This is a genomic window from Enterobacter sp. 22452, assembly GCF_052045065.1.
In the GTDB taxonomy this organism is placed as follows: Bacteria; Pseudomonadota; Gammaproteobacteria; order Enterobacterales; family Enterobacteriaceae; genus Enterobacter; species Enterobacter mori.
In genome coordinates, this window is record NZ_JBQEOB010000003.1 from 179,054 (window position 1) to 205,450 (window position 26,397).

At 58.8% G+C, this 26,397-nt stretch carries 27 protein-coding genes; 18 read left to right on the forward strand and 9 right to left on the reverse strand.

The genetic code is table 11. The annotated features are described in order from the left end of the window. The first annotated feature begins 181 nt into the window (after positions 1 to 181). Genes hpaG through ACTJJA_RS10745 form a run of 4 tightly spaced genes read left to right on the forward strand, consistent with a single transcriptional unit; the run spans position 182 to position 4,166 of the window. Positions 182 to 1,459: a 4-hydroxyphenylacetate degradation bifunctional isomerase/decarboxylase gene (hpaG, locus tag ACTJJA_RS10730; RefSeq protein ID WP_440667882.1), complete on the forward strand. Its 1,278-nt coding sequence runs from the start codon at positions 182 to 184 to the stop codon at positions 1,457 to 1,459. Beyond that, positions 1,456 to 2,922 carry a 5-carboxymethyl-2-hydroxymuconate semialdehyde dehydrogenase gene (gene hpaE / locus ACTJJA_RS10735; protein WP_047367279.1) on the forward strand — a complete coding sequence of 489 codons (1,467 nt, stop codon included), beginning with the start codon at positions 1,456 to 1,458 and terminating at the stop codon, positions 2,920 to 2,922. The genes hpaG and hpaE overlap by 4 nt, the downstream gene beginning before the upstream one ends. A gap of 2 nt (positions 2,923 to 2,924) precedes the next feature. Further along, a complete protein-coding gene (hpaD, locus tag ACTJJA_RS10740) occupies positions 2,925 to 3,776 on the forward strand; it encodes a 3,4-dihydroxyphenylacetate 2,3-dioxygenase (RefSeq protein ID WP_042717302.1) in 852 nt (283 codons plus the stop codon). A 9-nt stretch (positions 3,777 to 3,785) separates the two neighbouring features. Beyond that, on the forward strand, positions 3,786 to 4,166 hold the full coding sequence (locus ACTJJA_RS10745) for a 5-carboxymethyl-2-hydroxymuconate Delta-isomerase (protein WP_440667885.1): 381 nt from the start codon (positions 3,786 to 3,788) through the stop codon (positions 4,164 to 4,166). Here ACTJJA_RS10745 and ACTJJA_RS10750 read toward each other — a convergent pair. Further along, positions 4,159 to 4,281 carry a hypothetical protein gene (locus ACTJJA_RS10750; RefSeq protein ID WP_258538310.1) on the reverse strand — a complete coding sequence of 41 codons (123 nt, stop codon included), beginning with the start codon at positions 4,279 to 4,281 and terminating at the stop codon, positions 4,159 to 4,161. The two genes, ACTJJA_RS10745 and ACTJJA_RS10750, sit on opposite strands and share 8 nt — an antisense overlap. On the opposite strand from ACTJJA_RS10750, the gene hpaH reads away from it, so the two are divergent. The 10 genes from hpaH to yjiA all read left to right on the forward strand — a co-directional run bounded on the left by hpaH (position 4,267) and on the right by yjiA (position 15,129). Next, on the forward strand, positions 4,267 to 5,070 hold the full coding sequence (gene hpaH / locus ACTJJA_RS10755; protein WP_108417166.1) for a 2-oxo-hept-4-ene-1,7-dioate hydratase: 804 nt from the start codon (positions 4,267 to 4,269) through the stop codon (positions 5,068 to 5,070). The two genes, ACTJJA_RS10750 and hpaH, sit on opposite strands and share 15 nt — an antisense overlap. A 9-nt stretch (positions 5,071 to 5,079) precedes the next feature. Next, entirely contained in the window at positions 5,080 to 5,877 is a 798-nt protein-coding gene (gene hpaI / locus ACTJJA_RS10760) for a 4-hydroxy-2-oxoheptanedioate aldolase (RefSeq protein ID WP_440667887.1), read from the forward strand. Between the two features lie 21 nt (positions 5,878 to 5,898). Beyond that, entirely contained in the window at positions 5,899 to 7,251 is a 1,353-nt protein-coding gene (gene hpaX / locus ACTJJA_RS10765; RefSeq protein ID WP_440667889.1) for a 4-hydroxyphenylacetate permease, read from the forward strand. Continuing rightward, complete coding sequence (gene hpaA, locus ACTJJA_RS10770) at positions 7,223 to 8,113, forward strand: 4-hydroxyphenylacetate catabolism regulatory protein HpaA (RefSeq protein ID WP_042717310.1); 891 nt, start codon at positions 7,223 to 7,225, stop codon at positions 8,111 to 8,113. The genes hpaX and hpaA overlap by 29 nt, the downstream gene beginning before the upstream one ends. Positions 8,114 to 8,331: 218 nt before the next feature. Continuing rightward, entirely contained in the window at positions 8,332 to 9,894 is a 1,563-nt protein-coding gene (hpaB, locus tag ACTJJA_RS10775) for a 4-hydroxyphenylacetate 3-monooxygenase, oxygenase component (RefSeq protein ID WP_010427196.1), read from the forward strand. A 17-nt stretch (positions 9,895 to 9,911) separates the two neighbouring features. Continuing rightward, entirely contained in the window at positions 9,912 to 10,424 is a 513-nt protein-coding gene (locus ACTJJA_RS10780) for a 4-hydroxyphenylacetate 3-monooxygenase reductase subunit (protein WP_440667892.1), read from the forward strand. A gap of 179 nt (positions 10,425 to 10,603) precedes the next feature. Further along, positions 10,604 to 11,494 carry a helix-turn-helix transcriptional regulator gene (locus tag ACTJJA_RS10785; protein WP_440667894.1) on the forward strand — a complete coding sequence of 297 codons (891 nt, stop codon included), beginning with the start codon at positions 10,604 to 10,606 and terminating at the stop codon, positions 11,492 to 11,494. A gap of 217 nt (positions 11,495 to 11,711) precedes the next feature. Continuing rightward, entirely contained in the window at positions 11,712 to 13,865 is a 2,154-nt protein-coding gene (locus ACTJJA_RS10790; protein WP_100165532.1) for a carbon starvation CstA family protein, read from the forward strand. 96 nt (positions 13,866 to 13,961) lie between these two features. Beyond that, positions 13,962 to 14,165, forward strand: a complete 204-nt coding sequence (locus ACTJJA_RS10795) for a YbdD/YjiX family protein (RefSeq protein ID WP_003856610.1) — start codon at positions 13,962 to 13,964, stop codon at positions 14,163 to 14,165. A 10-nt stretch (positions 14,166 to 14,175) separates the two neighbouring features. Continuing rightward, on the forward strand, positions 14,176 to 15,129 hold the full coding sequence (yjiA, locus tag ACTJJA_RS10800; RefSeq protein WP_440667897.1) for a GTPase: 954 nt from the start codon (positions 14,176 to 14,178) through the stop codon (positions 15,127 to 15,129). Positions 15,130 to 15,559: 430 nt separating this feature from the next. Here the strand turns inward: yjiA and ACTJJA_RS10805 are convergent, their stop codons facing one another. Beyond that, on the reverse strand, positions 15,560 to 16,918 hold the full coding sequence (locus ACTJJA_RS10805; RefSeq protein WP_440667899.1) for an esterase-like activity of phytase family protein: 1,359 nt from the start codon (positions 16,916 to 16,918) through the stop codon (positions 15,560 to 15,562). Between the two features lie 410 nt (positions 16,919 to 17,328). Between ACTJJA_RS10805 and ACTJJA_RS10810 the strand changes: the two genes are divergently transcribed. Then, positions 17,329 to 17,874 (forward strand): YfaZ family outer membrane protein, encoded by a 546-nt coding sequence (locus ACTJJA_RS10810; RefSeq protein ID WP_063428749.1) that lies wholly within the window; start codon positions 17,329 to 17,331, stop codon positions 17,872 to 17,874. A 56-nt stretch (positions 17,875 to 17,930) separates the two neighbouring features. Here ACTJJA_RS10810 and ACTJJA_RS10815 read toward each other — a convergent pair whose 3' ends face one another. After that, complete coding sequence (locus ACTJJA_RS10815) at positions 17,931 to 19,301, reverse strand: NAD-dependent succinate-semialdehyde dehydrogenase (RefSeq protein ID WP_440667901.1); 1,371 nt, start codon at positions 19,299 to 19,301, stop codon at positions 17,931 to 17,933. Between the two features lie 151 nt (positions 19,302 to 19,452). Between ACTJJA_RS10815 and ACTJJA_RS10820 the strand changes: the two genes are divergently transcribed. Genes ACTJJA_RS10820 through ACTJJA_RS10830 form a run of 3 tightly spaced genes read left to right on the forward strand, consistent with a single transcriptional unit; the run spans position 19,453 to position 22,172 of the window. Next, positions 19,453 to 20,196, forward strand: coding sequence for a helix-turn-helix domain-containing protein (locus ACTJJA_RS10820; protein ID WP_440667902.1), 744 nt, complete (start codon positions 19,453 to 19,455; stop codon positions 20,194 to 20,196). 47 nt (positions 20,197 to 20,243) lie between these two features. Further along, positions 20,244 to 20,897 carry a LysE family translocator gene (locus ACTJJA_RS10825; protein ID WP_440667904.1) on the forward strand — a complete coding sequence of 218 codons (654 nt, stop codon included), beginning with the start codon at positions 20,244 to 20,246 and terminating at the stop codon, positions 20,895 to 20,897. Between the two features lie 3 nt (positions 20,898 to 20,900). Then, positions 20,901 to 22,172, forward strand: coding sequence for a DUF445 domain-containing protein (locus tag ACTJJA_RS10830; protein WP_440667906.1), 1,272 nt, complete (start codon positions 20,901 to 20,903; stop codon positions 22,170 to 22,172). On the opposite strand, the gene ACTJJA_RS10835 is transcribed toward ACTJJA_RS10830, so the two are convergent. From ACTJJA_RS10835 to ACTJJA_RS10860, 6 genes are all read right to left on the reverse strand, one after another. Beyond that, positions 22,169 to 23,245, reverse strand: a complete 1,077-nt coding sequence (locus tag ACTJJA_RS10835; RefSeq protein WP_440667908.1) for a DUF2955 domain-containing protein — start codon at positions 23,243 to 23,245, stop codon at positions 22,169 to 22,171. The genes ACTJJA_RS10830 and ACTJJA_RS10835 overlap by 4 nt on opposite strands. Beyond that, on the reverse strand, positions 23,235 to 24,302 hold the full coding sequence (locus ACTJJA_RS10840; RefSeq protein ID WP_440668258.1) for an HlyD family secretion protein: 1,068 nt from the start codon (positions 24,300 to 24,302) through the stop codon (positions 23,235 to 23,237). Before ACTJJA_RS10840 ends, ACTJJA_RS10835 begins: the two co-directional genes overlap by 11 nt. After that, entirely contained in the window at positions 24,299 to 24,769 is a 471-nt protein-coding gene (locus ACTJJA_RS10845) for a MarR family winged helix-turn-helix transcriptional regulator (protein ID WP_440667910.1), read from the reverse strand. The genes ACTJJA_RS10840 and ACTJJA_RS10845 overlap by 4 nt, the downstream gene beginning before the upstream one ends. A 150-nt stretch (positions 24,770 to 24,919) precedes the next feature. Beyond that, the gene (locus ACTJJA_RS10850; RefSeq protein WP_440667912.1) at positions 24,920 to 25,615 is read right to left on the reverse strand and encodes an ArsR/SmtB family transcription factor; all 696 of its coding nucleotides are present in this window, start codon (positions 25,613 to 25,615) and stop codon (positions 24,920 to 24,922) included. Beyond that, positions 25,590 to 25,985, reverse strand: a complete 396-nt coding sequence (locus tag ACTJJA_RS10855; protein ID WP_440667914.1) for an amino acid-binding protein — start codon at positions 25,983 to 25,985, stop codon at positions 25,590 to 25,592. The genes ACTJJA_RS10850 and ACTJJA_RS10855 overlap by 26 nt, the downstream gene beginning before the upstream one ends. After that, the gene (locus tag ACTJJA_RS10860; RefSeq protein ID WP_440667916.1) at positions 25,978 to 26,301 is read right to left on the reverse strand and encodes an antibiotic biosynthesis monooxygenase family protein; all 324 of its coding nucleotides are present in this window, start codon (positions 26,299 to 26,301) and stop codon (positions 25,978 to 25,980) included. Before ACTJJA_RS10860 ends, ACTJJA_RS10855 begins: the two co-directional genes overlap by 8 nt. Positions 26,302 to 26,397: the final 96 nt, after the last annotated feature.

Genomic DNA, 26,397 nt, shown 5'->3' on the forward strand with positions numbered 1-26,397 from the left:
ACCATTCATTTTTATTAACACTCTGATTTGTATAAAAATAAAAATCAATATGTAAATTTATTGTTATTCATATCACAAATTTTTCACTTCTGATTGCGAAATAAACAGCAAAAGCATAAAACCAGATCATTAACATATTAATGAAATCATAACCCGGACCGCCGGGGTGAGGAGTATGTGAATGAAAGGTACCGTTTTTGCCGTGGCGCTGAATCATCAAAGCCAGCGTGACGCCTGGCGTGAGGCGTTCGAAAAAGCCCCCTACAACACCCCGCCGAAAACAGCCGTGTGGTTCATCAAGCCGCATAACACCGTGATTCGCACCGGCGAGCCGATCCCCTTCCCGCAGGGGGAAACGGTGCTAAGCGGCGCGACGGTGGCGCTGGTGGTGGGCAAAACCGCCAGCAAGGTGCGCGTGGAGGACGCCGCGGCGTACATCGCGGGATACGCGCTGGCCAACGAGGTGAGCCTGCCGGAAGAGAGCTTCTACCGCCCGGCCATCAAGGCCAAGTGCCGGGACGGGTTTTGCCCGCTTGGCGAGCTGGCCGCCGTGGACAACGTGGATAACCTGACCATCATCACCGAGATCAACGGCCGCGAAGCGGACCACTGGAACACCGCCGAGCTTCAGCGTAACGCTGCCGAACTGCTGAGCGCCCTGAGCGAGTTCGCCACCCTCAATCCTGGCGATGCGATATTGCTCGGTACCCCGCAAAACCGCGTTGAAATCCGCCCGGGCGATCGCGTGCGGATTCTGGCGGCAGGCTTTCCGCCGCTGGAAAACCCGGTGGTGGATGAGCGCGACGTCACTATTGCAAACAGCACGCCGCCGCACGCCACGCTGTTTGCCCTCGGCCTGAACTACGCCGACCACGCCAGCGAGCTGGACTTCAAGCCGCCCACCGAGCCGCTGGTATTTATCAAAGCGCCAAACACCTTCAACGGTGACAACCAGACGTCGGTGCGCCCGAACAATATCGAATATATGCATTACGAAGCGGAGCTGGTGGTGGTCATCGGGAAGACCGCGCGCAAGGTCAGTGAAGCCGAGGCGATGGGCTATGTTGCGGGCTATACGGTCTGCAACGACTACGCCATCCGCGACTACCTGGAAAACTACTACCGCCCGAACCTGCGGGTGAAAAGCCGCGACGGGCTGACGCCCATTTCCCCCCACATCGTGCCGAAAGCGGCGATTCCCGACCCGCACAACCTCACCCTGCGCACCTTCGTCAATGGCGAGCTGCGCCAGGAAGGGACCACCGCCGATCTCATTTTCAGCATTCCGTTCCTGATTGCGTACCTGAGCGATTTTATGACCCTGCAGCCGGGCGACATGATCGCCACCGGCACGCCGAAGGGGCTGTCCGACGTGGTGCCGGGCGATGAAGTGGTGGTGGAAGTGGAGGGCGTGGGGCGCCTGGTGAACCGAATTGTCAGCGAGGAGACTGCAAAATGAAAAAGATTAACCACTGGATAAACGGTAAAAACGTCGCGGGAAGCGAGTACTTCCACACCACCAACCCGGCCTCCGGCGAGGTGCTGGCGGAAGTCGCCTCCGGCGGTGAAGCTGAAATTCACCAGGCCGTCGCCGCCGCCAAAGAGGCGTTCCCGAAATGGGCCAACCTGCCGATGAAGGAGCGCGCGCGCCTGATGCGCCGCCTGGGGGATCTGATCGACCAGAACGTGCCTGAGATCGCCGCCATGGAAACCGCCGACACCGGCCTGCCGATCCACCAGACCAAAAACGTGCTCATTCCGCGTGCCTCGCACAACTTCGAGTTCTTCGCCGAAGTGTGCCAGCAGATGAACGGCAAAACCTACCCGGTCGACGACAAGATGCTCAACTACACCCTGGTGCAGCCGGTGGGCGTCTGCGCGCTGGTGTCGCCGTGGAACGTGCCGTTTATGACCGCCACCTGGAAAGTCGCGCCGTGCCTGGCCTTAGGCAATACCGCGGTACTGAAGATGTCTGAACTCTCCCCGCTCACCGCCGACCGTCTGGGCGAGCTGGCGCTGGAGGCGGGCATTCCGGCGGGCGTCCTCAACGTGGTGCAGGGCTACGGCGCGACGGCAGGCGACGCGCTGGTGCGCCATCACGACGTGCGCGCCGTCTCCTTCACCGGCGGCACCGCCACCGGGCGCAACATCATGAAAAACGCCGGACTGAAGAAATACTCCATGGAGCTGGGCGGCAAATCCCCGGTGCTGATTTTTGAAGATGCCGACATCGAACGCGCGCTGGACGCCGCCCTGTTCACCATCTTCTCCATCAACGGCGAGCGCTGCACCGCCGGCTCGCGCATCTTCATCCAGCAGAGCATCTACCCGGAATTCGTGAAGCGCTTTGCCGAGCGCGCCAACCGCCTGCGCGTGGGCGACCCAACCGATCCGAATACTCAGATTGGCGCGCTCATCAGCCAACAGCACTGGGAGAAAGTCTCCGGCTATATCCGCCTCGGCATTGAAGAGGGTGCAACCCTGCTGGCGGGCGGCCCGGACAAACCGACCGATCTGCCCGCGCACCTGAAGGGCGGTAACTTCCTGCGCCCAACCGTGCTGGCGGACGTCGACAACCGCATGCGCGTGGCGCAGGAGGAGATCTTCGGGCCGGTGGCCTGCCTGCTGCCGTTTAAGGACGAAGCGGAAGGCCTGCGCCTGGCGAACGACGTGGAGTACGGCCTGGCGTCGTACATCTGGACCCAGGACGTCAGCAAGGTGCTGCGCCTGGCGCGCAGCATCGAAGCGGGCATGGTGTTCGTGAACACCCAGAACGTGCGCGACCTGCGCCAGCCGTTTGGCGGCGTGAAGGCCTCCGGGACCGGGCGCGAGGGCGGCGAGTACAGCTTCGAGGTGTTCGCGGAGATGAAGAATGTCTGCATCTCCATGGGCGACCATCCGATTCCAAAATGGGGGATCTGACCATGGGTAAATTAGCGTTAGCGGCAAAAATCACCCACGTGCCGTCGATGTACCTCTCCGAATTGCCGGGGAAAAACCACGGCTGCCGCCAGTCGGCCATCGACGGGCATAAAGAAATCAGCAAGCGCTGCCGCGAGCTGGGCGTGGACACCATCATCGTGTTCGACACCCACTGGCTGGTGAACAGCGCGTACCACATCAACTGTGCGGACCATTTTGCGGGCGTCTACACCAGCAACGAGCTGCCGCACTTTATCCGCGACATGACCTACGACTACGACGGCAACCCGGCGCTCGGCCAGCTGATCGCCGACGAGGCGGTGAAGCTCGGCGTACGCGCCAAAGCGCACAACATCCCCAGCCTGAAGCTGGAGTACGGCACGCTGGTGCCGATGCGCTACATGAACGCGGATAAGCACTTCAAAGTGATATCCATCTCGGCGTTCTGCACGGTTCACGACTTCGCCGACAGCCGCCGGCTGGGCGAGGCCATCGTCAGCGCGATTGAGAAATACGACGGCACCGTGGCGGTGCTCGCCAGCGGCTCGCTGTCGCACCGCTTTATCGACGACCAGCGCGCGGAGGAAGGGATGAACAGCTACACCCGTGAGTTTGACCGTCAGATGGACGAGCGCGTGGTGAAGCTGTGGCGCGAAGGCCAGTTTAAGGAGTTTTGCAGCATGCTGCCGGAGTACGCCGACTACTGCTACGGCGAGGGCAACATGCACGACACGGTGATGCTGCTGGGGATGCTCGGCTGGGACAACTACGACGGCAAGGTGGAGTTCCTCACCGAGCTGTTCGCCAGCTCCGGCACCGGCCAGGTTAACGCCGTTTTCCCGCTGCCCGCGTAAGGAGTCACCATGCCGCACTTTATTGCTGAATGTACCGACAACATCCGCGAAGAGGCCGACCTGCCGGGGCTGTTCGCCAAAGTGAACGAGGCGCTCGCCGCCACGGGCATCTTCCCCCTCGGCGGTATCCGCAGCCGCGCCCACTGGCTGGACAGCTGGCAGATGGCCGACGGCAGGCACGATTACGCCTTTGTGCATATGACGCTGAAGATTGGTTCCGGGCGCAGCCTGGAGAGCCGGGAAGCCGTGGGGGAGATGCTGTTTGGGCTGATCAAAACGCACTTCGCGGAGCTGATGGCCGCCCGCTATCTGGCGCTGTCGTTCGAGCTCGACGAGCTGCACCCGACGCTCAATTACAAACAAAACAACGTGCACGCGTTGTTTAAGTAGCCGTCTGCTCGCCCGGTGGCGCTTCGCTTACCGGGCCTACAACGGCCCCGAACGTAGGCCGGGTAAGCGCAGCGCCACCCGGCAAAAACAGGATATCGCCATGCTCGACAAACATACCCATACCCTGATCGCCCATCGTCTGCATCAGGCGGAGCAGTCCCGGGAGCAGATCCGCGCGATCTCCCTTGAGTACCCGGAGATCACGATTGAAGACGCCTACGCCGTCCAGCGCGAATGGGTCAGCCTGAAGATCGCCGAAGGCCGCGTGCTGAAAGGCCACAAGATCGGCCTCACTTCTAAGGCGATGCAGGCCAGCTCGCAGATCAGCGAGCCGGACTACGGCGCGCTGCTGGACGACATGTTCTTCCACGACGGCAGCGACATCCCCGTCGATCGGTTTATCGTCCCGCGCATCGAAGTAGAGCTGGCCTTCGTTCTGGCGAAGCCGCTGCGCGGCCCGAACTGCACAATCTTCGACGTTTACAACGCTACGGATTACGTCATCCCCGCGCTGGAGCTGATCGATGCCCGCTGCCACAACGTTGACCCGGAAACCCAGCGCCCGCGCAAGGTGTTCGACACCATTTCCGATAACGCCGCCAACGCGGGCGTAATCCTCGGCGGCCGTCCGATTAAGCCCGACGCGCTGGATCTGCGCTGGATCTCCGCCCTGCTCTACCGCAACGGCGTAATCGAAGAGACCGGCGTCGCCGCAGGGGTGCTCAACCACCCGGCGAACGGCGTGGCGTGGCTGGCGAACAAGCTGGCGCCGTACGACGTGCAGCTTGAGCCGGGGCAAATCATCCTCGGCGGCTCCTTTACCCGCCCGGTGCCCGCCAGCAGAGGCGACACCTTCCACGTCGACTACGGCAGCATGGGCTCCATCAGCTGCCGCTTTGTCTAGGAGAGAACGATGCAAAACGCATTCAAAGCGGCGCTGAAGGCAGGCCGTCCGCAAATTGGCTTATGGCTGGGGCTGACCAGCAGCTACAGCGCGGAGCTGCTGGCAGGGGCAGGTTTCGACTGGCTGCTGATCGACGGCGAGCACGCGCCGAACAGCGTGCAGACCGTCTTAACCCAGCTGCAGGCCATCGCGCCCTATCCCAGCCAGCCGGTGGTTCGCCCGTCGTGGAACGATCCGGTGCAGATCAAACAGCTGCTGGACGTGGGGGCACAAACCCTGCTGGTGCCAATGGTGCAAAACGCCGAAGAAGCCCGTCTGGCGGTACGTTCCACCCGCTACCCGCCCGCGGGCATTCGCGGGGTGGGCAGCGCCCTGGCGCGCGCCTCGCGCTGGAACCGTATTCCGGATTATCTCCAGCAGGCTAACGACGCCATGTGCGTGCTGGTGCAAATCGAAACCCGCGAGGCGCTGAAAAATCTGCCGCAGATCCTGGACGTGGAAGGCGTCGACGGCGTGTTTATCGGCCCGGCGGATCTGAGCGCCGACATGGGCTTTGCCGGTAATCCGCAGCACCCGGAAGTCCAGGCCGCCATTGAGCAGGCGATCGCGCAGATACGCGCCGCCGGTAAAGCCCCCGGCATCCTGATGGCCAACGAGGCGCTGGCAAAACGCTATCTCGACCTCGGCGCGCTGTTTGTCGCCGTCGGCGTCGACACCACCCTGCTCGCCCGCGGCGCGGAAGCGCTGGCGGCACGCTTTATCGAACAACCGGTTACGTCAGTTAATAACAATAAATCCGTCTACTAAACGTAAGATCTGGAGCGCACCATGACGACCTCTACCCTGCAAACCCATGATAATAAAGCTGTTGAACATCGCGCCATTAACAAGCTGTTCCGACGCCTGATCGTCTTTCTCTTTATCCTGTTTGTCTTTTCGTTTCTCGATCGCATCAATATCGGCTTTGCCGGGCTGACGATGGGTAAAGATCTGGGCCTTACGTCGACCATGTTTGGCCTTGCCGCGACGCTGTTTTACGTCACCTATGTACTGTGCGGGATCCCGAGCAACATCATGCTGGCGAAAATCGGCGCGCGGCGCTGGATCGCCGGGATCATGGTGGTGTGGGGCATCGCCTCCACCTGCACCATGTTCGCCACCAGCCCTGAAACGCTCTACGTCCTGCGCATGCTGGTAGGCATTGCCGAAGCGGGCTTCCTGCCGGGGATCCTGGTCTATCTCACCTGGTGGTTCCCGGCCTATCACCGCGCCCGCGCCAACGCGCTGTTTATGATCGCCATGCCGGTGACCATGATGCTCGGCTCGATCCTCTCCGGCTATATTCTGGCGATGGACGGGCTGTGGAACCTGAAGGGCTGGCAGTGGCTGTTCCTGCTGGAGGGGCTACCGTCGGTGGTGCTTGGCGTGGTGACCTGGTTTTACCTCAACGACACGCCGGATCAGGCCACCTGGCTGGACGACGACGAAAAGCAGGCGCTGAAAACCATGATCGCCCGCGAGCAGGAGGTCGCCATTGCCCAATCCGTCACGCCGCGCTCGACGCTGCGCGAAGTACTGACCCCGGCGGTGCTGCTCTACACGCTGGCCTACTTCTGCCTGACCAACACGCTCAGCGCAATCAACATCTGGACGCCGCAGATCCTGCAAAGCTTTAACACGGGGAGCAGCAATATCGTCATCGGCCTGCTGGCGGCGATCCCGCAGTTTTGTACCATTCTCGGGATGATCTGGTGGAGCCGACGCTCCGACAGGCTGAAAGAGCGAAAAAAGCACACCATCCTGCCGTACCTGTTCGCCGCGGCGGGATGGATGCTGGCCTCAGCCACCGATCACAGCCTGATCCAGTTGCTTGGCATCATCATGGCCTCAACCGGATCGTTTACCGCCATGGCGATATTCTGGACCACGCCGGATCGGGTCATTAGCCTGCAGTCGCGCGCCGTGGCGCTGGCGGTGATCAACGCTATTGGCAACGTCGGATCCGCCGTCAGCCCGCTGCTGATCGGTATTCTGCGCGACGCCACCGGCAGCTTCAGCTCGGGGCTGTGGTTCGTGGCCGGGCTGCTGGTGGTCGGCGCGCTGGTGCTGACGCGCATTCCGATGTCGCAGCGGGATCAACAGAGGAACGATCATGTGCCAGAGCCCCATCGCCAACATTGATATCAGCAAGGAGTACGATGAAAGTCTGGGCACCGACGATGTGCACTACCAGTCGTTCGCCCGCATGGCGGCCTTTTTTGGCCGCGACATGCAGGCGCACCGTCACGACCAGTATTTTCAGATGCACTTTCTCGATACCGGGCAGATTGAACTCCAGCTCGACGATCACCGCTACTCGGTGCAGGCCCCGCTGTTCGTCCTCACGCCGCCGTCGGTGCCGCACGCGTTTATCACCGAATCCGACAGCGACGGGCACGTGCTGACGGTGCGCGAGGATCTGATCTGGCCGCTGCTGGAGGTGCTCTACCCCGGCACGCGGGAAGCGTTTGGCCTGCCGGGGATCTGCCTCTCGCTGGCCGACAGGCCGGACGAGCTGGCGGCCCTGAAGCACTACTGGCAGCTCATTGCCCGGGAATCCACGGAACAGCTGCCCGGTCGCGAGCATACTCTGGTCCTGCTGGCGCAGGCCGTTTTTACCCTGCTGCTGCGCAACGCGAAGCTCGACGACCACGCTTCAGGCGGAATGCGCGGCGAGCTGAAGCTGTTCCAGCGCTTTACCCAGCTGATAGATGCCCACTACCACCAGCACTGGACGGTGCCGGAATACGCCAGCGAGCTGCACCTGACCGAATCACGCCTGACCGATATCTGCCGCCGCTTCGCCAACCGCCCGCCGAAGCGGCTGATCTTCGACCGGCAGCTGCGCGAAGCCAGACGTCTGCTGCTCTTTTCCGACAGCGCGGTTAGCGAAATTGCCTGGCAGCTGGGGTTTAAGGATCCGGCCTATTTTGCCCGGTTTTTTAACCGTTTAGTGGGGTGCTCGCCGAGCGCGTACCGGGCGCAGAAAGTACCGGTGTCGTAATTCCCCGGTGGCGCTACGCTTACCGGGGCTACGGTCCGTAGGGCGGGTAAGCGCAGCGCCACCCGCCGAAAAGCCGCACAGATCACAAAACCACATCCCACCCGAAAAGTACCCGCCGTTGTCCCAAACGTCCCTTCACGTTCCGCCCCTCTCAGGCTTCAATTAAACAACAAAAACAAAACATAAATTTAACAATTCTATTCCGATACGAGGTCCCTATGAAGCCTGAAGATTTCCGCGCTGATGCCAAACGTCCGTTAACCGGCGAAGAGTATTTAAAGAGCCTGCAGGACGGCCGTGAGATTTACATCTACGGCGAGCGCGTCAAAGACGTCACCACCCATCCGGCGTTTCGCAACGCGGCGGCCTCTATCGCGCAGATGTACGACGCGCTGCACAAGCCGGACATGCAGGATACCCTCTGCTGGGGCACCGACACCGGCAGCGGCGGCTATACCCACAAGTTCTTCCGCGTGGCGAAAAGCGCCGACGACCTGCGCCAGCAGCGCGACGCCATCGCCGAATGGTCACGCCTGAGCTACGGCTGGATGGGCCGCACGCCGGACTACAAAGCCGCGTTCGGCTGCGCGCTCGGTGCCAACCCGGCCTTCTACGGCCAGTTCGAGCAGAACGCCCGTAACTGGTACACCCGCATTCAGGAAACCGGCCTGTACTTCAACCACGCTATCGTTAACCCGCCAATCGACCGTCACAAACCGGCGGACGAAGTAAAAGACGTCTACATCAAGCTGGAGAAAGAGACCGACGCCGGGATCATCGTCAGCGGCGCGAAAGTGGTGGCAACCAACTCGGCGCTGACCCACTACAACATGATCGGCTTCGGCTCCGCGCAGGTGATGGGCGAAAACCCGGACTTCGCGCTGATGTTCGTCGCGCCGATGGATGCCGAAGGCGTGAAGCTGATCTCCCGCGCCTCTTACGAGATGGTGGCAGGCGCAACCGGATCCCCGTACGACTACCCGCTCTCCAGCCGCTTTGACGAGAACGATGCGATCCTGGTGATGGATCACGTGCTGATCCCGTGGGAAAACGTGCTCATCTACCGCGATTTCGACCGCTGCCGTCGCTGGACGATGGAGGGCGGCTTCGCCCGCATGTACCCGCTGCAGGCCTGCGTGCGTCTGGCGGTGAAGCTCGACTTCATCACCGCCCTGCTGAAGAAATCGCTCGAGTGCACCGGCACCCTGGAGTTCCGCGGCGTGCAGGCAGATCTCGGCGAAGTGGTGGCGTGGCGCAACATGTTCTGGGCGCTGAGCGACTCCATGTGTTCTGAAGCCACCCCGTGGGTCAACGGCGCTTACCTGCCGGATCACGCCGCGCTGCAAACCTACCGCGTGATGGCGCCGATGGCCTACGCGAAGATCAAGAACATCATCGAGCGTAACGTGACGTCCGGGCTGATCTACCTGCCCTCCAGCGCCCGGGATCTGAACAACCCGCAGATCGACCAGTATCTGGCGAAATACGTGCGCGGCTCCAACGGTATGGATCACGTTGAACGCATCAAGATTTTGAAACTGATGTGGGATGCCATCGGCAGCGAGTTTGGCGGTCGTCACGAGTTGTACGAAATCAACTACTCCGGCAGTCAGGATGAGATCCGCCTGCAGTGTCTGCGCCAGGCGCAGAGCTCCGGCAACATGGACAAAATGATGGCAATGGTCGACCGCTGCATGTCCGAATACGATCAGCACGGCTGGACGGTGCCACACCTGCACAACAACACCGATATCAACATGCTCGACAAGCTGCTGAAATAGCGCAGCGGGAGGTTGCAATGCATTCAGATGAACAACGCCTGCGTTTTCGCGACGCGATGAGCAGCCTGTCGGCTGCGGTTAATGTGGTCACCACCGAGGGCGAGGCGGGCCGCTGCGGTATCACCGCCACCGCCGTCTGCTCGGTGACGGACACACCGCCCTCGATCATGGTGTGCATCAACGCCAACAGCGCCATGAACCCGGTCTTTCAGGGTAACGGCAGGCTGTGCGTTAACGTGCTGAACCATGAGCAGGAGATCATGGCTCGCCATTTCGCCGGAATGACCGACATAGCCATGGAGGAGCGCTTTGCCCTCTCCTGCTGGCAGAAAGGCCCGCTGGCGCAGCCGGTGCTCAAGGGCGCGCTCGCCAGCCTGGAAGGGGAGATAAGCCAGGTGCAAACCATCGGCACGCATCTTGTTTATCTCGTTGAAATTAAAAACATCATCCTCAGTGAAGAGGGCCACGGCCTGATCTATTTCAAACGCCGCTTCCACCCCGTGATGATGGAGCTTGAAGCAGCCGTTTAATCCCTTCCCGCGCTGACCTTTCTTCGGTCAGCGCGGCTTTCTACAAAAAACCCCTAAGGTTTCCGCTAAAGCACGCCGTTATATAACCATAAGAGAAATTTTCTGTGCCTGAATACTGACACCCCGTGTCAGTGCTACCCGCATCATTCAGCGCCGCCCCCAATATACAGGAAGACCTTATGGCTAAATCGACGCGGAGCCGCTCGGCTGAACGTCTGGTCGATATTCTGGTTGAGCTACATTTACACGGTGTGGTAAACCGCAGTGCGCTCATGGATAAATTTAAAATTACCGAGCGCACTGTCTACCGCGATTTAAATGCACTCTCCCCGATTGTTGAACATACCGGAAATGGGCTATATCGGCTCATTCATTCAGCGCAATCTCCCGGCTCGCAAGGACTGCACCACACCCTTGCTAACTTCTTGAATGCTGATAATTTTTTCCCCGATCGTAATGCCGAGTTTTGGCAAAAACTCGAAAACCGCGTTGATGAAAATCATATTCTTATTCTTGGCAACGACGCTGAGCACACCGTACACCGTGATATTGGTCGTTATTTACCGAAAATTGAGAAATCGATTAAAAACCATAATGTTTGTCAGATCGTTTATAAAGGTAAAACCCGTCTGATTAATCCTTACAAACTCATTAACAAAAAAAATATATGGTATTTACAAGCCACCGAAAATAGCAGGTTAAAATCCTTTTCGCTGAGCCAGATTCGCTGGATGGATATTCAGGGCACAACATTTATTCCTGACGAGAGCGTGATTGAACTACTGGAAAAAAGCCTCGATCCCTGGGTCTCTGAAGATACTTTCGAAGTGAAAATATTTATCAACGATAATATTTCCCATTACTTTATGCGACGCGATCTCCTGCCGGAACAAGAGCTGCTGGAAGACCATCACGATGGCGTCACGCTCCGCTGTCAGGCAGCACACGAGAACCAAATTTTGCCGCTGCTTTTGTACTGGCTGCCAAATATTCACATTTTAGAACCTGCCTGGCTGAGGGAAAAGCTGGTGACGACCCTGACAACCTATCTGGCTGAGTGCACGGCATAGCTAACTGCGTGATCGCAATCACATATTTTCTCCCACCGGCGGCGAGCCTGAACCACTCGCCCTCACCTTTGACCGCTCACCCATCACTTTCAACCACTCACTCATTTACCGTCCTTTACACGCGCGTGGATCTGGCACGATCGCTCCAGCATTAATCAATACCTCCTCACAACGAACCCTGACCCTTTTTTCTTTACATAAAAAACCAGGTCTTACTATGGATACTAAAAAACTACTGAAGCACGTGCCCTGGGCCTTACTCGGGATCCTCGGCGCTTTTTGTCTGGCGGTTGTCGCATTACGCCGGGGCGAACACGTAAGCGCCCTGTGGATCGTGGTCGCGTCCGTTTCCGTCTATCTTGTGGCTTATCGCTACTACAGCTTGTACATCGCGCAGAAGGTCATGAAGCTCGACCCGACGCGCGCCACGCCGGCGGTCATTAACAATGACGGCCTGAACTACGTGCCAACCAACCGCTACGTGCTGTTTGGTCACCACTTTGCCGCTATCGCCGGTGCAGGCCCGCTGGTCGGCCCGGTGCTGGCCGCGCAGATGGGCTACCTGCCGGGTACCCTGTGGCTGCTCGCTGGCGTAGTGCTGGCGGGTGCGGTGCAGGACTTTATGGTGCTGTTTATCTCTTCTCGCCGTAACGGTGCTTCTCTGGGTGAGATGGTCAAAGAAGAGATGGGCCGCGTGCCGGGGACTATCGCCCTGTTCGGCTGCTTCCTGATTATGATCATCATCCTCGCGGTGCTGGCCCTGATCGTGGTGAAAGCGCTGGCCGAAAGCCCGTGGGGCGTCTTCACCGTCTGCTCAACCGTGCCGATTGCGCTGTTCATGGGTATCTACATGCGCTTCCTGAGACCGGGACGCGTGGGTGAAGTGTCGGTGATTGGTATCGTGCTGCTGGTGGCCTCCATCTACTTCGGCGGCGTGATTGCGCACGACCCGTACTGGGGCCCGGCGCTGACCTTCAAGGACACCACCATTACCTTCGCGCTGATCGGTTACGCGTTTATCTCCGCGCTGCTGCCGGTCTGGCTGATTCTGGCCCCGCGTGACTACCTGGCGACCTTCCTGAAAATCGGCGTTATCGTCGGTCTGGCGATCGGCATCCTGGTGATTAACCCGGATCTGAAAATGCCTGCAGTAACGCAGTACATCGACGGCACCGGCCCGCTGTGGAAAGGCGCCCTGTTCCCGTTCCTGTTCATCACCATCGCCTGCGGTGCGGTCTCTGGCTTCCACGCCCTGATTGCCTCCGGTACCACACCTAAGCTGCTGGCGAACGAGAAAGATGCGCGTCTGATCGGCTACGGTGCCATGCTGATGGAGTCCTTCGTGGCGATCATGGCGCTGGTTGCAGCCTCCATTATCGAACCGGGTTTGTACTTCGCGATGAACACCCCGCCTGCTGGCCTCGGCATTACCATGCCAAACCTGCACGAGATGGGCGGTGACAACGCGGCGCTGATTATGGCGCAGTTGAAAGACGCAAGCGCACACGCGGCGGCAACCGTCAGCTCCTGGGGCTTCGTGATTTCGCCTGAGCAGATCATGCAGACCGCGAAAGACATCGGCGAACCGTCCGTGCTGAACCGCGCCGGTGGTGCACCGACGCTGGCCGTGGGTATCGCACACGTGTTCCACAAAGTGCTGCCGTGGGCGGACATGGGCTTCTGGTACCACTTCGGTATTCTGTTCGAAGCGCTGTTCATCCTGACCGCGCTGGACGCCGGTACCCGTGCGGGCCGCTTCATGCTGCAGGACCTGCTCGGTAACTTCGTGCCGTTCCTGAAGAAAACCGACTCTCTGGTGGCGGGCATTCTGGGTACCGCGGGCTGCGTAGGCCTGTGGGGCTACCTGCTGTATCAGGGCGTTGTCGACCCGCTCGGCGGCGTGAAGAGCCTGTGGCCGCTGTTCGGTATCTCTAACCAGATGCTCGCAGCGGTTGCGCTGGTGCTCGGTACCGTGGTCCTCGTGAAGATGAAACGCACCAAATACATCTGGGTCACCGTGGTACCTGCGCTGTGGCTGCTGCTCTGCACCACCTGGGCGCTTGGCCTGAAGCTGTTCAGCGCCAACCCGCAACTGGAAGGCTTCTTCTTCATGGCTAACCAGTACAAAGAGAAGATTGCCGCAGGCGGCGCGGATCTGACCGCGCAGCAGATTGCCAACATGAACCATATCGTGGTGAACAACTACACCAACGCGGGTCTGAGCATTCTGTTCCTGGTGGTGGTGTACAGCATCATCTTCTACGGCATCAAAACCTGGATGAACGTGCGCAACGCCGACGGTCGTACGGATAAAGAAACCCCGTACGTGCCGGTGCCGGAAGGCGGCGTGAAGACCTCTTCACACCATTAAAAAAATGGCGGGTGGCGCTACGCTGACCCGCCCTACACAGAAACTGTAGGCCCGGTAAGCGTAGCGCCACCGGGCTTTTTCTGTCTGGAACCCACAATGTTTGGTAACTTAGGCGAAGCAAAAAAATACCTCGGTCAGGCGGCAAAAATGCTGATTGGCATTCCGGACTATGACAACTACGTTGAGCATATGAAGACCAACCATCCGGATAAGCCGTACATGACCTACACCGAATTCTTCCGCGAGCGTCAGGAAGCGCGCTACGGCGGAAGTGGAGAAGGCGGCGTCCGCTGCTGCTAAAGGAGAGACCATGACCCCGATTGCCGTTACCCTGCTGACCGGTTTCCTCGGCGCCGGTAAAACCACCCTGCTGCGCCACATCCTGAATGAACAGCACGGCTTCAAAATCGCCGTCATCGAAAACGAGTTCGGCGAAGTCTCCGTTGACGACCAGCTGATTGGCGATCGCGCCACCCAGATCAAAACCCTCACCAACGGCTGCATCTGCTGTACCCGCTCTAACGAGCTGGAAGACGCCCTGCTGGACCTGCTCGACAGCCGCGACCGCGGTGAAATCGACTTTGACCGTCTGGTGATCGAGTGCACCGGCATGGCCGACCCCGGCCCGATTATTCAGACCTTTTTCTCGCACGAGATCCTCTGCCAGCGCTATCTGCTGGACGGCGTCATTGCCCTGGTCGATGCGGTCCACGCCGACGAGCAGATGAACCAGTTCACCATCGCCCAGTCTCAGGTGGGCTACGCCGACCGCATCCTGCTGACCAAAACCGACGTGGCGGGCGAAAGCGTTAAGCTGCGCGAGCGTCTGACCCGCATTAACTCCCGCGCGCCGGTTTACACGGTGACGCATGGCGACATCGATCTGTCTCAGCTGTTCAACACCCACGGCTTTATGCTGGAAGAGAACGTCACCGCAAAACCGCGCTTCCACTTTATGGGAGACAAGCAAAACGACGTGGCGTCGATTGTGGTGGAGCTGGATTACCCGGTGGACATCGGTGAGGTTTCGCGCGTGATGGAGAACCTGCTGCTGTCGTTTGCCGACAAGCTGCTGCGCTACAAAGGGATGCTGTGGATTGACGGCGAGCCGAACCGCCTGCTGTTCCAGGGCGTACAGCGCCTGTACAGCGCCGACTGGGACAGGCCGTGGGGCGATGAAGCGCCGCACAGCGTGATGGTGTTTATTGGCATCCAGCTGCCGGAAGAGGAAATTCGCGCGGCGTTTGCGGGGCTGAAGAAATAACCGCTATGCATCCCCTCTGCCCAGTAATTAATTAACCTGAAGCGATGAACGTTGCTTCAGGTTAATTAATGACTTACAGCGACGCCCTGGTCCGGCTGTAAATCGCCGAAGCGTTTCCGTAAGGCCGGGGCGAGGCGCAGGGAGGCGCCGAGAGGGCGTGGCCTGCAGGGATGCAGGCTCATGCCCGACCCGATAGCCTGAAGGAATAAGCTGAGGGAACCGCGAAGCGGCGATTTACCGCCGGGAGCCCGGGTCGCCAGGGTGGTGGCGATTGAGCCACCCTGGCACGTTCACCGGTCATGCCGTTACAGAGTAGCAAGGAACATAAAGTGAACGGAATTACCTCCACAGCCGTATGTTCCCCCTCACCCCAACCCTCTCCCTCAAGGGAGAGGGAGCCGTCTGTGCAGGCATTATTTCGTAGGGATACTTATTTCACCGCCTCCGGCAGCGTCACAATCCACAGCTCGCTGTCCGACTCCGGCTTCTTCAGCGGCTTCACGCTGAGCGTGGTTTCCACCGGTTTATCATCCAGCGTCAGCTTGCCTTCCGCATTCACCCGATAATCCTTGAGCTTCTTGCCCTCGACCGGGTGTTGCATCGCCACCTTCACGCCAAAGTCGTTATCGTTCGCCACCGCAAGCCGTTTGCTGTCGATCAGCGCCAGCCCTTCGGCCTTCTCCTGCTGCCAGCCGAGCGCGCGCAAATCAACAACCTGCGTTTTTGCAGCAAGCGTTATGCCGCGCTGCGCCAGGGTTTTCTCATCATCAAACTCCGGGTACTCGCCCGGCTTGTCAAAGGCGCTCAGGTCGCTCGCCTTACTGAGATCCACCTTGTAAATCAGGTTACGCATCCCGTCGTTTTTATCGCTTCCCTGCTCAATCAGCAGGATATGCTGGTCATCGAGCGCCACGATGTCGCCGATTTTGGCGTCGCTGTTTTTGCTGTAGGCCGCGCTGTCGATAGGGTAACCGTACATCGCGGTTTTCCCGGTCGCCGGGTCGAAGCTCACCAGACGCGTAAACAGCGCCTGCTTTTTGCTCTTACCGTCGATATCCAGCGTACTTTGCACGGCGGCGATAATTCGCCCGTCCGGCATGCGGGTCAGGCCTTCAAAGCCCCGATTCGCCTGGCGCCATTTGATAATGTTTGGCAGACCATCCGCGATGGATTTCTCCCCTTCCGCCGCCTGCGGCCCGTGGATCGCCAGGATCTTCCCTTTGCTGTCGACGTTAATCAGGAACGGGCCATACTCGTCGCACAGCCAGTAGCCGCCTTTGCCGTCCGGCGTGATGCCTTCCGTGTCCAGCCCGCGGTTGTCGCCCTTCAGAATGTTTAGCGTGTCGCTGAATGCCACTTCATTGGTGGAGCCAATCACGCCGCTTTGCAGCGGCAGACCGTTAATCTCGCCTTTATCGTCATGCAGCGGGCGGGTATCCGTTGCCTCTGCCTTACCGTTCTGGACGCGAATGGTCATCAGCAGCGGCGCGAAATCTGGCGTGACAAATATTTTGGCTTCATTTTTACCTCTTTTTGGCGCATCGGCGTTGGGACCGCGATCGGTCACGGTCGCAAAGGTCAGGGCGTCGCCCTGCTTGCCGGTAAACAGCAGGCCAGAGCCAATCCCCACCGGGAGTCCGTTCGGAAAGGCGCTGGCAAACGCGCCGCTGTATTTCACATGCGAGCCTTCAGGGAAGCTGACGATATAGCGCTCTGCGGTAGGTTGTGCCGCCAGGGCAGAGAATGAGAGCGCACAGCCCACGAGTACAGGAATGATTTTTCTTTTCATGTTGTTAGCATCCAGTTAGTGAAGCCAACACCGTAATGAAGAAACGTGTCAGAAAAATGACATAAAAGGACGACGGATCTGCACAACATTACGTATAGCAACCACCAGAAATGTAAACCTCTGTCTTTATCTGTGACAGCTGAAACACTTTTGGAAATTATTAGAAACTCAATTAATTCATCTCAAATGGCTTTCTTTGCCTCGTTCAGTTGTCGTTTAGCCAAAAATCTAAACTGTTCCTAAACGCGAATTTATTTGCCATTGACGATCTTCTAAACAAACAATTTTGCAACAGATAAAGATTAAATACCCAACAAAAACAGTATAAAACCGCGATAGATATCACATTTGCAGTCATAAACATCCGTTGTTAAGGTGCCCTCAGATTAATTTGATAACGAGGAACACTCATGAAAAAGCTTAACGTACTTATCCTTTCCGCTCTGACCGCGGTATCTGGCTCCGCACTGGCAATGGGCGGCAGCATTGAGCAGGGTAAAAACTTTACCAACCTGAATGTGGAAATGGGTAAATCTACCTCCGGCCTGTATACCGAAGGCAACTGGCTGAAAAATACCGATGACGGCACCACGACTGGTGGCGTAGGTGCAGGCTACAACTTTGAAGTCGGCCCGGTGATGTTGAACGCAGGCGCTAAGGCTCTCTACGTTGGCCCGAAAAAAGGCGATAACGGCGTGGCGTTCCCAATCGGCGGCGGCGTGAACGTTGCTCTGACCGACAGCATCAAGGTCTTCGGCGAAGGTTACGTTGCGCCAGACGGGCTGAACAACAGCGTGAAAAACTACGTTGAAGCTAACGGCGGCGTAAGCTGGACCCCAATCAAACCGGTTACGCTGAAAGTGGGTTACCGCCACGTGAGCGTTGACGGCAAAGATGGTCGTCCAAACCACACCCTGATTGACGGTGCGTACGTGGGCGGCGGCGTGAGCTTCTAAGGCTCCGCAAAGTGCATAAAAAACCTGCCATCCGGCAGGTTTTTTTATGGTTGAAATTACTTACGCACCACCACCAGCTTCTGGTTCACAAACTCTTTGATCCCCAGATCCGACAGCTCGCGTCCGTAACCGGAGCGCTTCACGCCGCCGAACGGCAGCTCTGGCGCGGTATCGGTGAGCCAGTTGATGTACACCATCCCGGTCTCAATCCGTGATGCCATTTTCTTGGCACGCTCGATATCCTGGCTGAACACCGCGCCCCCCAGACCGTAGTGGGAATCGTTCGCCAGCGCGACCGCCTCGTCGTCGCTTTTCACGACGTACATCTGCGCTACCGGGCCGAAGAACTCCTCGAAGTACGCCGGGTTGTCGCGGGAGATATTCGTCAGGATCGTCGGTTCAAAGAAGCTCCCGTCACGCTGTACGGGCTTGCCACCATGGTGCAGCGTCGCACCGTTTTTCACCGCATCGTTAACCTGTTTGGTCAACGTTTCGAGCGCGTCTTTAGACGACAGCGGCCCCAGCGTGGTGGTTTCGTCCAGCGGATCGCCTATCTTCACCTGCTTAAACGCCTCGGTAAATTTGCTCAGGAACGTATCCGCAATCTTCTCGTGCAGGATAAAGCGCTTCGCCGCGGTACAAACCTGTCCGGCATTGTTGAGCCGCGCGTTAACGCCGATCTTCACGGCTTTATCAAGGTCGGCATCGTCCAGCACCACGAACACATCGTTACCGCCCAGTTCGAGCGTAGATTTCTTGATGTGCTTCGCCGCCTGCGCCGCTACAACGCTGCCCGCTTTTTCGGAACCGGTCAGCGCCGCCCCCTGCACGCGATCGTCGGCAATAATCTTTGCCACCTGATCCGAAGAGATAAACAGGTTGGTCCATGCCCCTTCCGGCGCTCCCGCCTCGCGCACCAGGTGGGCAAAGGTTTCGGCGCAGTGAGGCACGATGCTGGCATGCTTGGCGATCACCGGGTTGCCCGCCGCCAGGTTTGGCGCGAGGACGCGCATCAACTGGTAGTACGGAAAGTTCCACGGCTCGACGGCCATCAGCACGCCGATGGGGTGGTGTTCCACCCACGCTTCCCCGAGCTCAGAGTCGTACTTCACTGGGGCAAGGAAACGCTTCGCGTTGTCGGCGTAGTAGCGAGCGATCTGCGCGCACAGCTTCACCTCGCCGCGACTCTGTTCGATGAGCTTACCCATCTCCTGGCTGGCGATTTTCGCCAGATCCTCCACGCGCGCGTCAATCAGGTCGGCAAGTTTATGCAGCACCGGCAGGCGCTGGTTGATGTCGCCTTTCGCCCAGTCCGAATGGTAAAGCGCATCGGCCGCCTTGAGCGCCGCTTCGATATCCGCATCGGTATGTGAGGGGTATTCTTTGATGAGCTGGTTAGTGGCAGGATTTACTGTCTGATAAGCCATGTCGAATCTCCTTGTTTTACCGCTTAGGGTATTAAGGGTAGTCAACATGACTGGCTGTGGGCGTAAAGTTGGGTATATCCGGAAGGTTCTTAATGAAGCACTGCCAGAGGGTTCGCTGACGTGGTATAAAAAACCTTCAGAAGGAGCGCCCATGACCGATACCCGACACGTCCGTCAGACTTTTCACCGCGCCTCAGGCCTTGAGCTGCGCAGCACCTGGCAGAGCACCCAGGCGTACAAACGCCATAGTCACCCTCAGCTTTCCATCGGCGCGATTGTGGAGGGCCAGACCTGCTGCGTGTGTCACGACAGAGAGTACATCCTTCATCCCGGGGATCTCATTGTGATCCCGTCCTGTGCGCCGCACAGCTGCAATCCCGTCGCCGGGCAACCGCGCAGCTACCATATGCTCTATATCGACACTGAGCTTCCTTTGGCGCTACAGGTGATTCGTAGCCCTGACCTGTTTGCCCAGTACCTGGACGTTGTCGAGACGCTGTCTTCAGCAGCCCTGGACATGCTGCTTTCTGCCCTTCCCCTCAGCACAGATGACGCAGATGCGCTTCGTTCAACCAGCCAGCAGGTTCAGGCGGCATTTCTTTCCGACCTTGCCGCACCACCTTCGCTTGACGAGCTTGCTCAACGCTTCTCGCTGCGCAAGGAGACGCTGATTCGCACCTTCAAGCAGGACACCGGCCTGACGCCGGGCAGCTTCCTCAACATCTCCCGCGTGGAATACGCCAAAGCGCGGCTGCGCGCCGGGGATGATATTGTCGACGTTGGCTACCAGAGCGGTTTTGCCGACCAGAGCCATTTTCATAAGACCTTCGTGAGCTATACCGCCGCCACGCCGCGCCAGTACGCCACGGGCCGATCAATATCAGACAATAAATAGGTTCTGCCGCGCCGTACTCTGACCTCAGATTGTTAACTGAGGTCGCTATGGAACTGTTAGTCCCTTCCGCTTTTCTCGCCCTGGCGCTGGCGCACTTTGTTGCCCTGCTAAGCCCGGGCCCGGATTTCTTCCTGCTGGTAGGCTACGCCGCGCGCTATCGGGTGCGCGGCAGCGCGGGATTGTGCCTCGGCATCGCCGCGGGTAACGCGTTTTATATTCTTCTGGTGATTATCGGCTGGAGCGCGCTGCGCCAGTTTACCTGGCTGTTTACGCTTATCGAGCTTTGCGGGGCGCTGTACCTGCTGTGGATCGGCTCGCATCTGGTGCGCAGCCGCCCGCAAGCGCTGGCGCTGAATGAAACTCGCCAGCGCTTTCCTTCGCTGCGTAAGCAGATCCTGCTGGGGCTCGGCTCGGCGCTCCTTAATCCGAAGAATGCGCTGTTCTATCTGGCGCTGATGACGGCGCTGCTGGGGCCGGACGTCACGCTGCTTCAGCAGGCGACCTGCGGCGTCTGGATGGTGATGGTGGTGCTGGTGTGGGATCTGGCGCTGGTGTCGCTGATGGGGCTGCCCGCGGTCCAGCAGAGGCTCAGCCGCTCGCTGTGGTGGATTGAGCGCACGGCGGGAGTGGTGCTGATGGGGTTTGGTGGGTGGGTGTTGTGGCGGTTTTTGCACATTCCCCCCGTCTCCCTCTATTCTTAACCCATGGAAAAAATAGCTGAACTCAAACGCGCCAAGCTGTTGGCACTGTCGCTGCTGCTGATTGCCGCCGCAGCGTTTATCACCACCCTGTTCCTGCCGCAGACCTTCTGGGTGCGCGGCGTAAAGGCCATTGCCGAGGCGGCGATGGTCGGCGCGCTGGCAGACTGGTTTGCCGTCGTCGCGCTGTTCCGCCGGGTGCCCATTCCGTTTATTTCGCGCCATACGGCGATTATTCCGCGTAATAAGGACCGGATTGGCGACAATCTCGGCCAGTTCGTGCAGGAGAAGTTTCTGGATACCCAGTCGCTGGTGGCGTTGATCCGCCGCTATGAACCGGCAAAAATGATCGGCACCTGGTTCAGCCAGCCGGATAACGCGCAGCGCGTCGGGCAGCATTTGATTCAGGTGATGAGTGGTTTTCTGGAACTCACCGACGACGGGCGCATTCAGCGATTGCTCAAACGGGCGGTGCATAAGGCCATCGATAAGGTCGATCTCACCGAAACCAGCGCCGTCATGCTGGAGAGCATGACCAAAAACAACCGCCACCAGGTACTGCTGGATGCGATCATCAACCGCCTGATTACCTTGATTCAGCGGGAGAGCACGCGGGAATTTATCTCTGACCAGATAGTCCACTGGCTGAAGACCGAACATCCGCGCAAAGCGATGGTGCTGCCCACCGAGTGGCTGGGCGATCAAAGCGCGGAGATGGTGTCGAACGCGGTCAACACGCTGCTGGACGATATCAGCCACGACCGCACGCACCAGATCCGCCAGGCGTTTGACCGCGCTACGCTGAAGCTTATCGACAACCTAAAAACCGATCCGGAGATGGCGGCGAAAGCCGACAACATCAAGCACTACCTGAAAAACGATGAGGCGTTTAACCGCTATCTGGGTGAGATGTGGGCTGACCTGCGCCAGTGGCTGAAGGCGGATATGCAGAGCGAGGATTCCCGCATGAAGCAGCGCGTTGCTAATGCCGGTCAGTGGTTCGGTGAAACGCTGACAAACGACGTTAACCTGCAGGCTTCGCTGAATGAACATCTGGAGCAGGCCGCCCATCGCGTCGCACCGGATTTTGCCGCGTTCCTGACCCGCCACATCAGCGACACGGTAAAAAGCTGGGATGCCAAAGACATGTCCCGCCAGATCGAACTCAACATCGGTAAAGATCTGCAGTTCATCCGCGTCAACGGCACGCTGGTGGGCGGGACGATTGGCCTGATCCTGTTTTTACTCTCGCAGCTGCCTGCCGTGCTGGGGCATTAGTCTGCTTTAGGTGGCGCGATGAGGTAACGCGTCGCCTCAAAGCGGTTAAGGATCAGGTGCACCAGAAAGACCATCGTCAGCGTTGCTACCAGCGAAAAGGTGACGGAAGTGATGCGATAGAGATCGCTGAACACCAGGTCAGTGTCCGGATGCATGTTCTGCCCGAACATAATGCCGATGGTGGTAATACTGGAAAACCCCACGCCCGCGCCCACCTTCTCCATCACGTGCAGGCGCGCGCCAAACGCCAGCCCGAGGCCGATCAGGGGCATCATCAATAGCATATGGCTGCTGTGATCGTAGAGGATCAGCTGCGCCACCAGAATATAGAGGCAGCCCAGCACCACGCCGACCACGCGCCAGATAGAGCTCATCACCGCGCCGCGGTAGTGCATGGGGAACAGAATCAAAATCCCCGCCATCAGCGCGGAGAGCGAATCGCTTAAGTCGCTAATCTGGAACACCACGAATATCAGCGTCGCAACGGTGCCGGAGAGCAGCGATTCGTGGCGCACGCGAGCATCGTCTTTCTCAATCAGCGGCGGCGGCTTGCGGGGCTCCACGTCCGGCAGCAGATAGTTCATCAGCGCGCTCAGGCACACCGCCATGATGCTCGCTTCGATGTTGGAAAACAGCAGCGTGTGCCAGTTGGTAGTGGGGTAGCTCATAAAATTGAGCATCACGCTCTGGCATACCACGCCCATTGAGCCAAACAGAAACAGCGGCCCCTTGCTCATAAAGCGAAAACGCATCACGTACAGGGCAAACACCACCAGCGTCATGATGACCGGCCATTGCGACAGATAACCGATGATGAAGATCATTTCGACGCAGTTAAGCGCGGCGCTGAAGATAAACTGCTTCGCCACGTGGCGGTTAAACACCGGCACCAGCGACAGCAGCATGATCGGGTAGACCACAAAAAACACGCCGTAGCTGGTGTTGTAGAAGCTGGAGATGCTGAGTGCAATCATCCCGGCAAAGACGATGCGCAGGGTCTGGCGAAAATCGTTTGCCGTGTAGACGATGTTGCCGTGCGGGGTAAACACCCGCGCCAGGGTGCTAATAGACATAGTGAAGCAGGCTCACCAGGTGGATCTGCATCCCGGAGAAGAAGCGCGCAAACGGCCCCTCGCTGTTATAGAGCTGCACGGTGGCGCGTGCGCCGGTCGGCAGATGCTTCGGCAGCGCCTCGTCCAGCGCGACGTGAATGCGCATGCGTTGGGCATCGCGCACCCAGCGGTTGGAGGTCTCCGGTTCGGAGAGTTCACCGTTAACCGCTTCTTGTCCGGCGAGGATCCCCGCGTCGCTGCTGGTCACGTGGGCGCGGAACACCTGTCCCGGGAAGGCGTCAAACACCACGGCGGCGTCGGTGCCCTGATGGGTGTGGCGCAGGCTCTTCTCGCGGAAATCGGCGACGATATCGGTCTGGTTGTTCACCAGCGCCAGCGCGGCTGAGCCGGACGAAGCGTAAAAGCCTGGGCTTAACTGTAAGTTACTCACCGTGCCGTCCGCTTCTGCGTAAACTTTCGTCCAGCCGAGATTCAGCTCCGCGTCATCCAGCGCGTTGCGGTATTTTTGCAGCGTCACGTTGCGGTGCTCGTCCCGCTCGCCGCGCTGAATGCGCAGGTTATGGATGTTGGCCTGAATGGAACTGACGGACTGCTCGCTGCTCTGCCAGGTGGTGCGGACCTTATCCAGATCCGCCTGCGAGACGTTCTGCAGGGTGCTCAGCTTCTGGTAGCGGTCGAAGGTCACTTTGTCGTTACGCGCGGTCAGCACGGCAGTTTTCAGGCTGGCCTGCGCGGCGGCGATCTGCGCATCCAGCTGTTCGTTAGACAGGCGTGCCTGCTCAAGCGCGATTTGCGCCGCTTCCACTTTGTTGCGAAACGGCGTGTTGTCGAGTTCAAACAGCAGATCGCCTTTCCTCACCTGGCTGTTGTTGTGGACATGTACCGCCGCCACATAGCCGGAGACGCGCGGAGAAACCGGCGTCACCACGCGCATCACGGTGGAGTCCGGCGTCAGCGGGATCCAGATATCCGCGATGATAAAGTAGACAAACATCAGCAGGAAAGAGGCAATACTCACCCTTACCCAGCGGGCAAACTTTTGTTCAGGAGTCATTATTTTTCGGTCTTGTTATCTTCTTCGCGGATTGTCCGCAAATTGCAGGCGATTTGATTCAACGTGGCGCTGAAAATCTCGATATGTTCCGGCGCGATGTTTTGCGATACGCGCGCCTGATATGTCTCAATCACCTGAGTGAGCCTTTTTAATACGGCTTCTCCCTCAGGCGTCAACGTCAGAAGCCGGATGCGCTTGTCATAAGGCGATACGGCGCGCAGCAGGTAACCCTGCTTTTCCAGCTGTGTCAGGGTGCGCATCAGCGGCGGCAGTTCAATGCCCTGCACCTCCGCCAGCTCAGTCATGGAGACGTTATCCCCGAGCTGATGAAGCTGCATCATCACCGTCCAGCTCGACTGGGTTAACCCGGTATCGAGAATGGCATCGTCGATAACGGCACGCCACTGGCGCACGATCATCGCCATCCGCATACCCATCGGCCTGCGGCAGAACAGTTCTTCTTCACTCATGGGGGGAAACCTCTCGTCACACGCGGATACGATAATAGTTATCATGATAAGTATCAAGAAACGAGAGATGAAAGAGCAGGAATTGCGAAAGGATATCTCCCTCTCCCTATGGGAGAGGGCCGGGGTGAGGGCACCAGCCCGCAGCAGAGTTTAGCGGCTAAAATACTTCCTGACGGCACTTTTCCCCGAAGCCGTCACCACCACCTCCCTGTACCCCGCCACCCGCTGGATCCAACCTTTGCTTTCCAGATAAATCAACAGCGCAGCGCCCGCCTCACCGCCAAGATGAGACCGCCGCTCGCTCCAGTCCAGACAGGCGCAGCAGGCCTTGCGACGGGGATTGGAATTTAACGCAATACCAAGCTTCAGAAACTGCTCGCGGCCATATGGCGTGAGCGCTGAACCGTCTGCCTCCAGCCAGCCTTCCGCCTGCATGAAATCATAGATCTGCACCGCGACCGTTCCGGCAAGATGATCGTAGCAGGTCCTGGCTTCACGCATGGCTTTCGGCGCGGAGGTTTCCGGCGGCGTGATGCGGCTCCAGGAGAGCCCCATCATCTGCTCGACCAGCGCCGCCACGTCGTGCCCCGCCAGGCGATAGTAGCGATGCCGCCCCTGAGACAGGCAGGTAATCAGCTTTCCCTCCACCAGCCGCGCGAGATGCCCGCTGGCTGTCGACGGCGCAACGTCTGCCGCCGCGCTCAGCTCTGTAGCCGTCCACGCCCGTCCGTCCATCAGAGCACAGAGCATCTTCACGCGCGACGGATCGGCCATTGCCGCCGCCACCGCCGCAACGGCCTGCTCCAGCGCCGCGCTGTTATCAGGGGGTAAGCTCGTCTTTAACATTCGTCGCCCAGGGTTCGGTGATCTCTGCGGCCAGCTTATCATCATCCGTCAGCAGAATAATGTGATTCGCATGGTCGCTGTATTGGGTCAGGATTGACACTCCCTTTGCGGCCAGCGCGGCCGCTATCTCGCCCAGCTCGCCGGGCCTCTCCTGTTTCAGTTTTCTGATGACCGGCCTGCTTACCGCCTGCACGTTGAACCCGCCATCGGTCAGCACGCGACGGGCTTTTTCCCCCTCTTCCACCAGGAAGTGGGCATGCGTGCCAAATACGCCACCGCCTTCCAGCCCCACGCCGCTGCGACCCAGCAGCTGTCCAAAGCGCGCCAGTTCACCGGGGATATCGCTAAAAATCACATGAACGTCATACATCGCTATGCCCCCCGGTTTCAGAAGTATATTCCCGCACCACCTGCGCCACGCGAATGCGGTAGTACGCGAAAATCGACTCGCGCCCTTCGGCCTGCGCCGCCTGGTGAAACGCGTTCTGCTTCCAGCGAAGGATAGCCTCTTCGTCACGCCACCAGGAGAGCGAGAGAATTTTGCCGTCGGTGGTCAGGCTCTGAAAACGTTCGATATCAATAAAACCGTCGATGTCCGCCAGCAAAGGCTTGAGTTCTGCGGCAAGCTGCAGGTAGCGCGCCTGATGCGCGGGCTCCGCTTTGGCTTCGAAAAGGACTGCAATCATGGGTGTCTCTCCGTTGTGAGGGTGAGGAGAGAATGCAGGAGGAAAAAGCACAATGCTTCGGTAAGGAGCGAAGTGTTAAGACAGATGGCGCTGCGC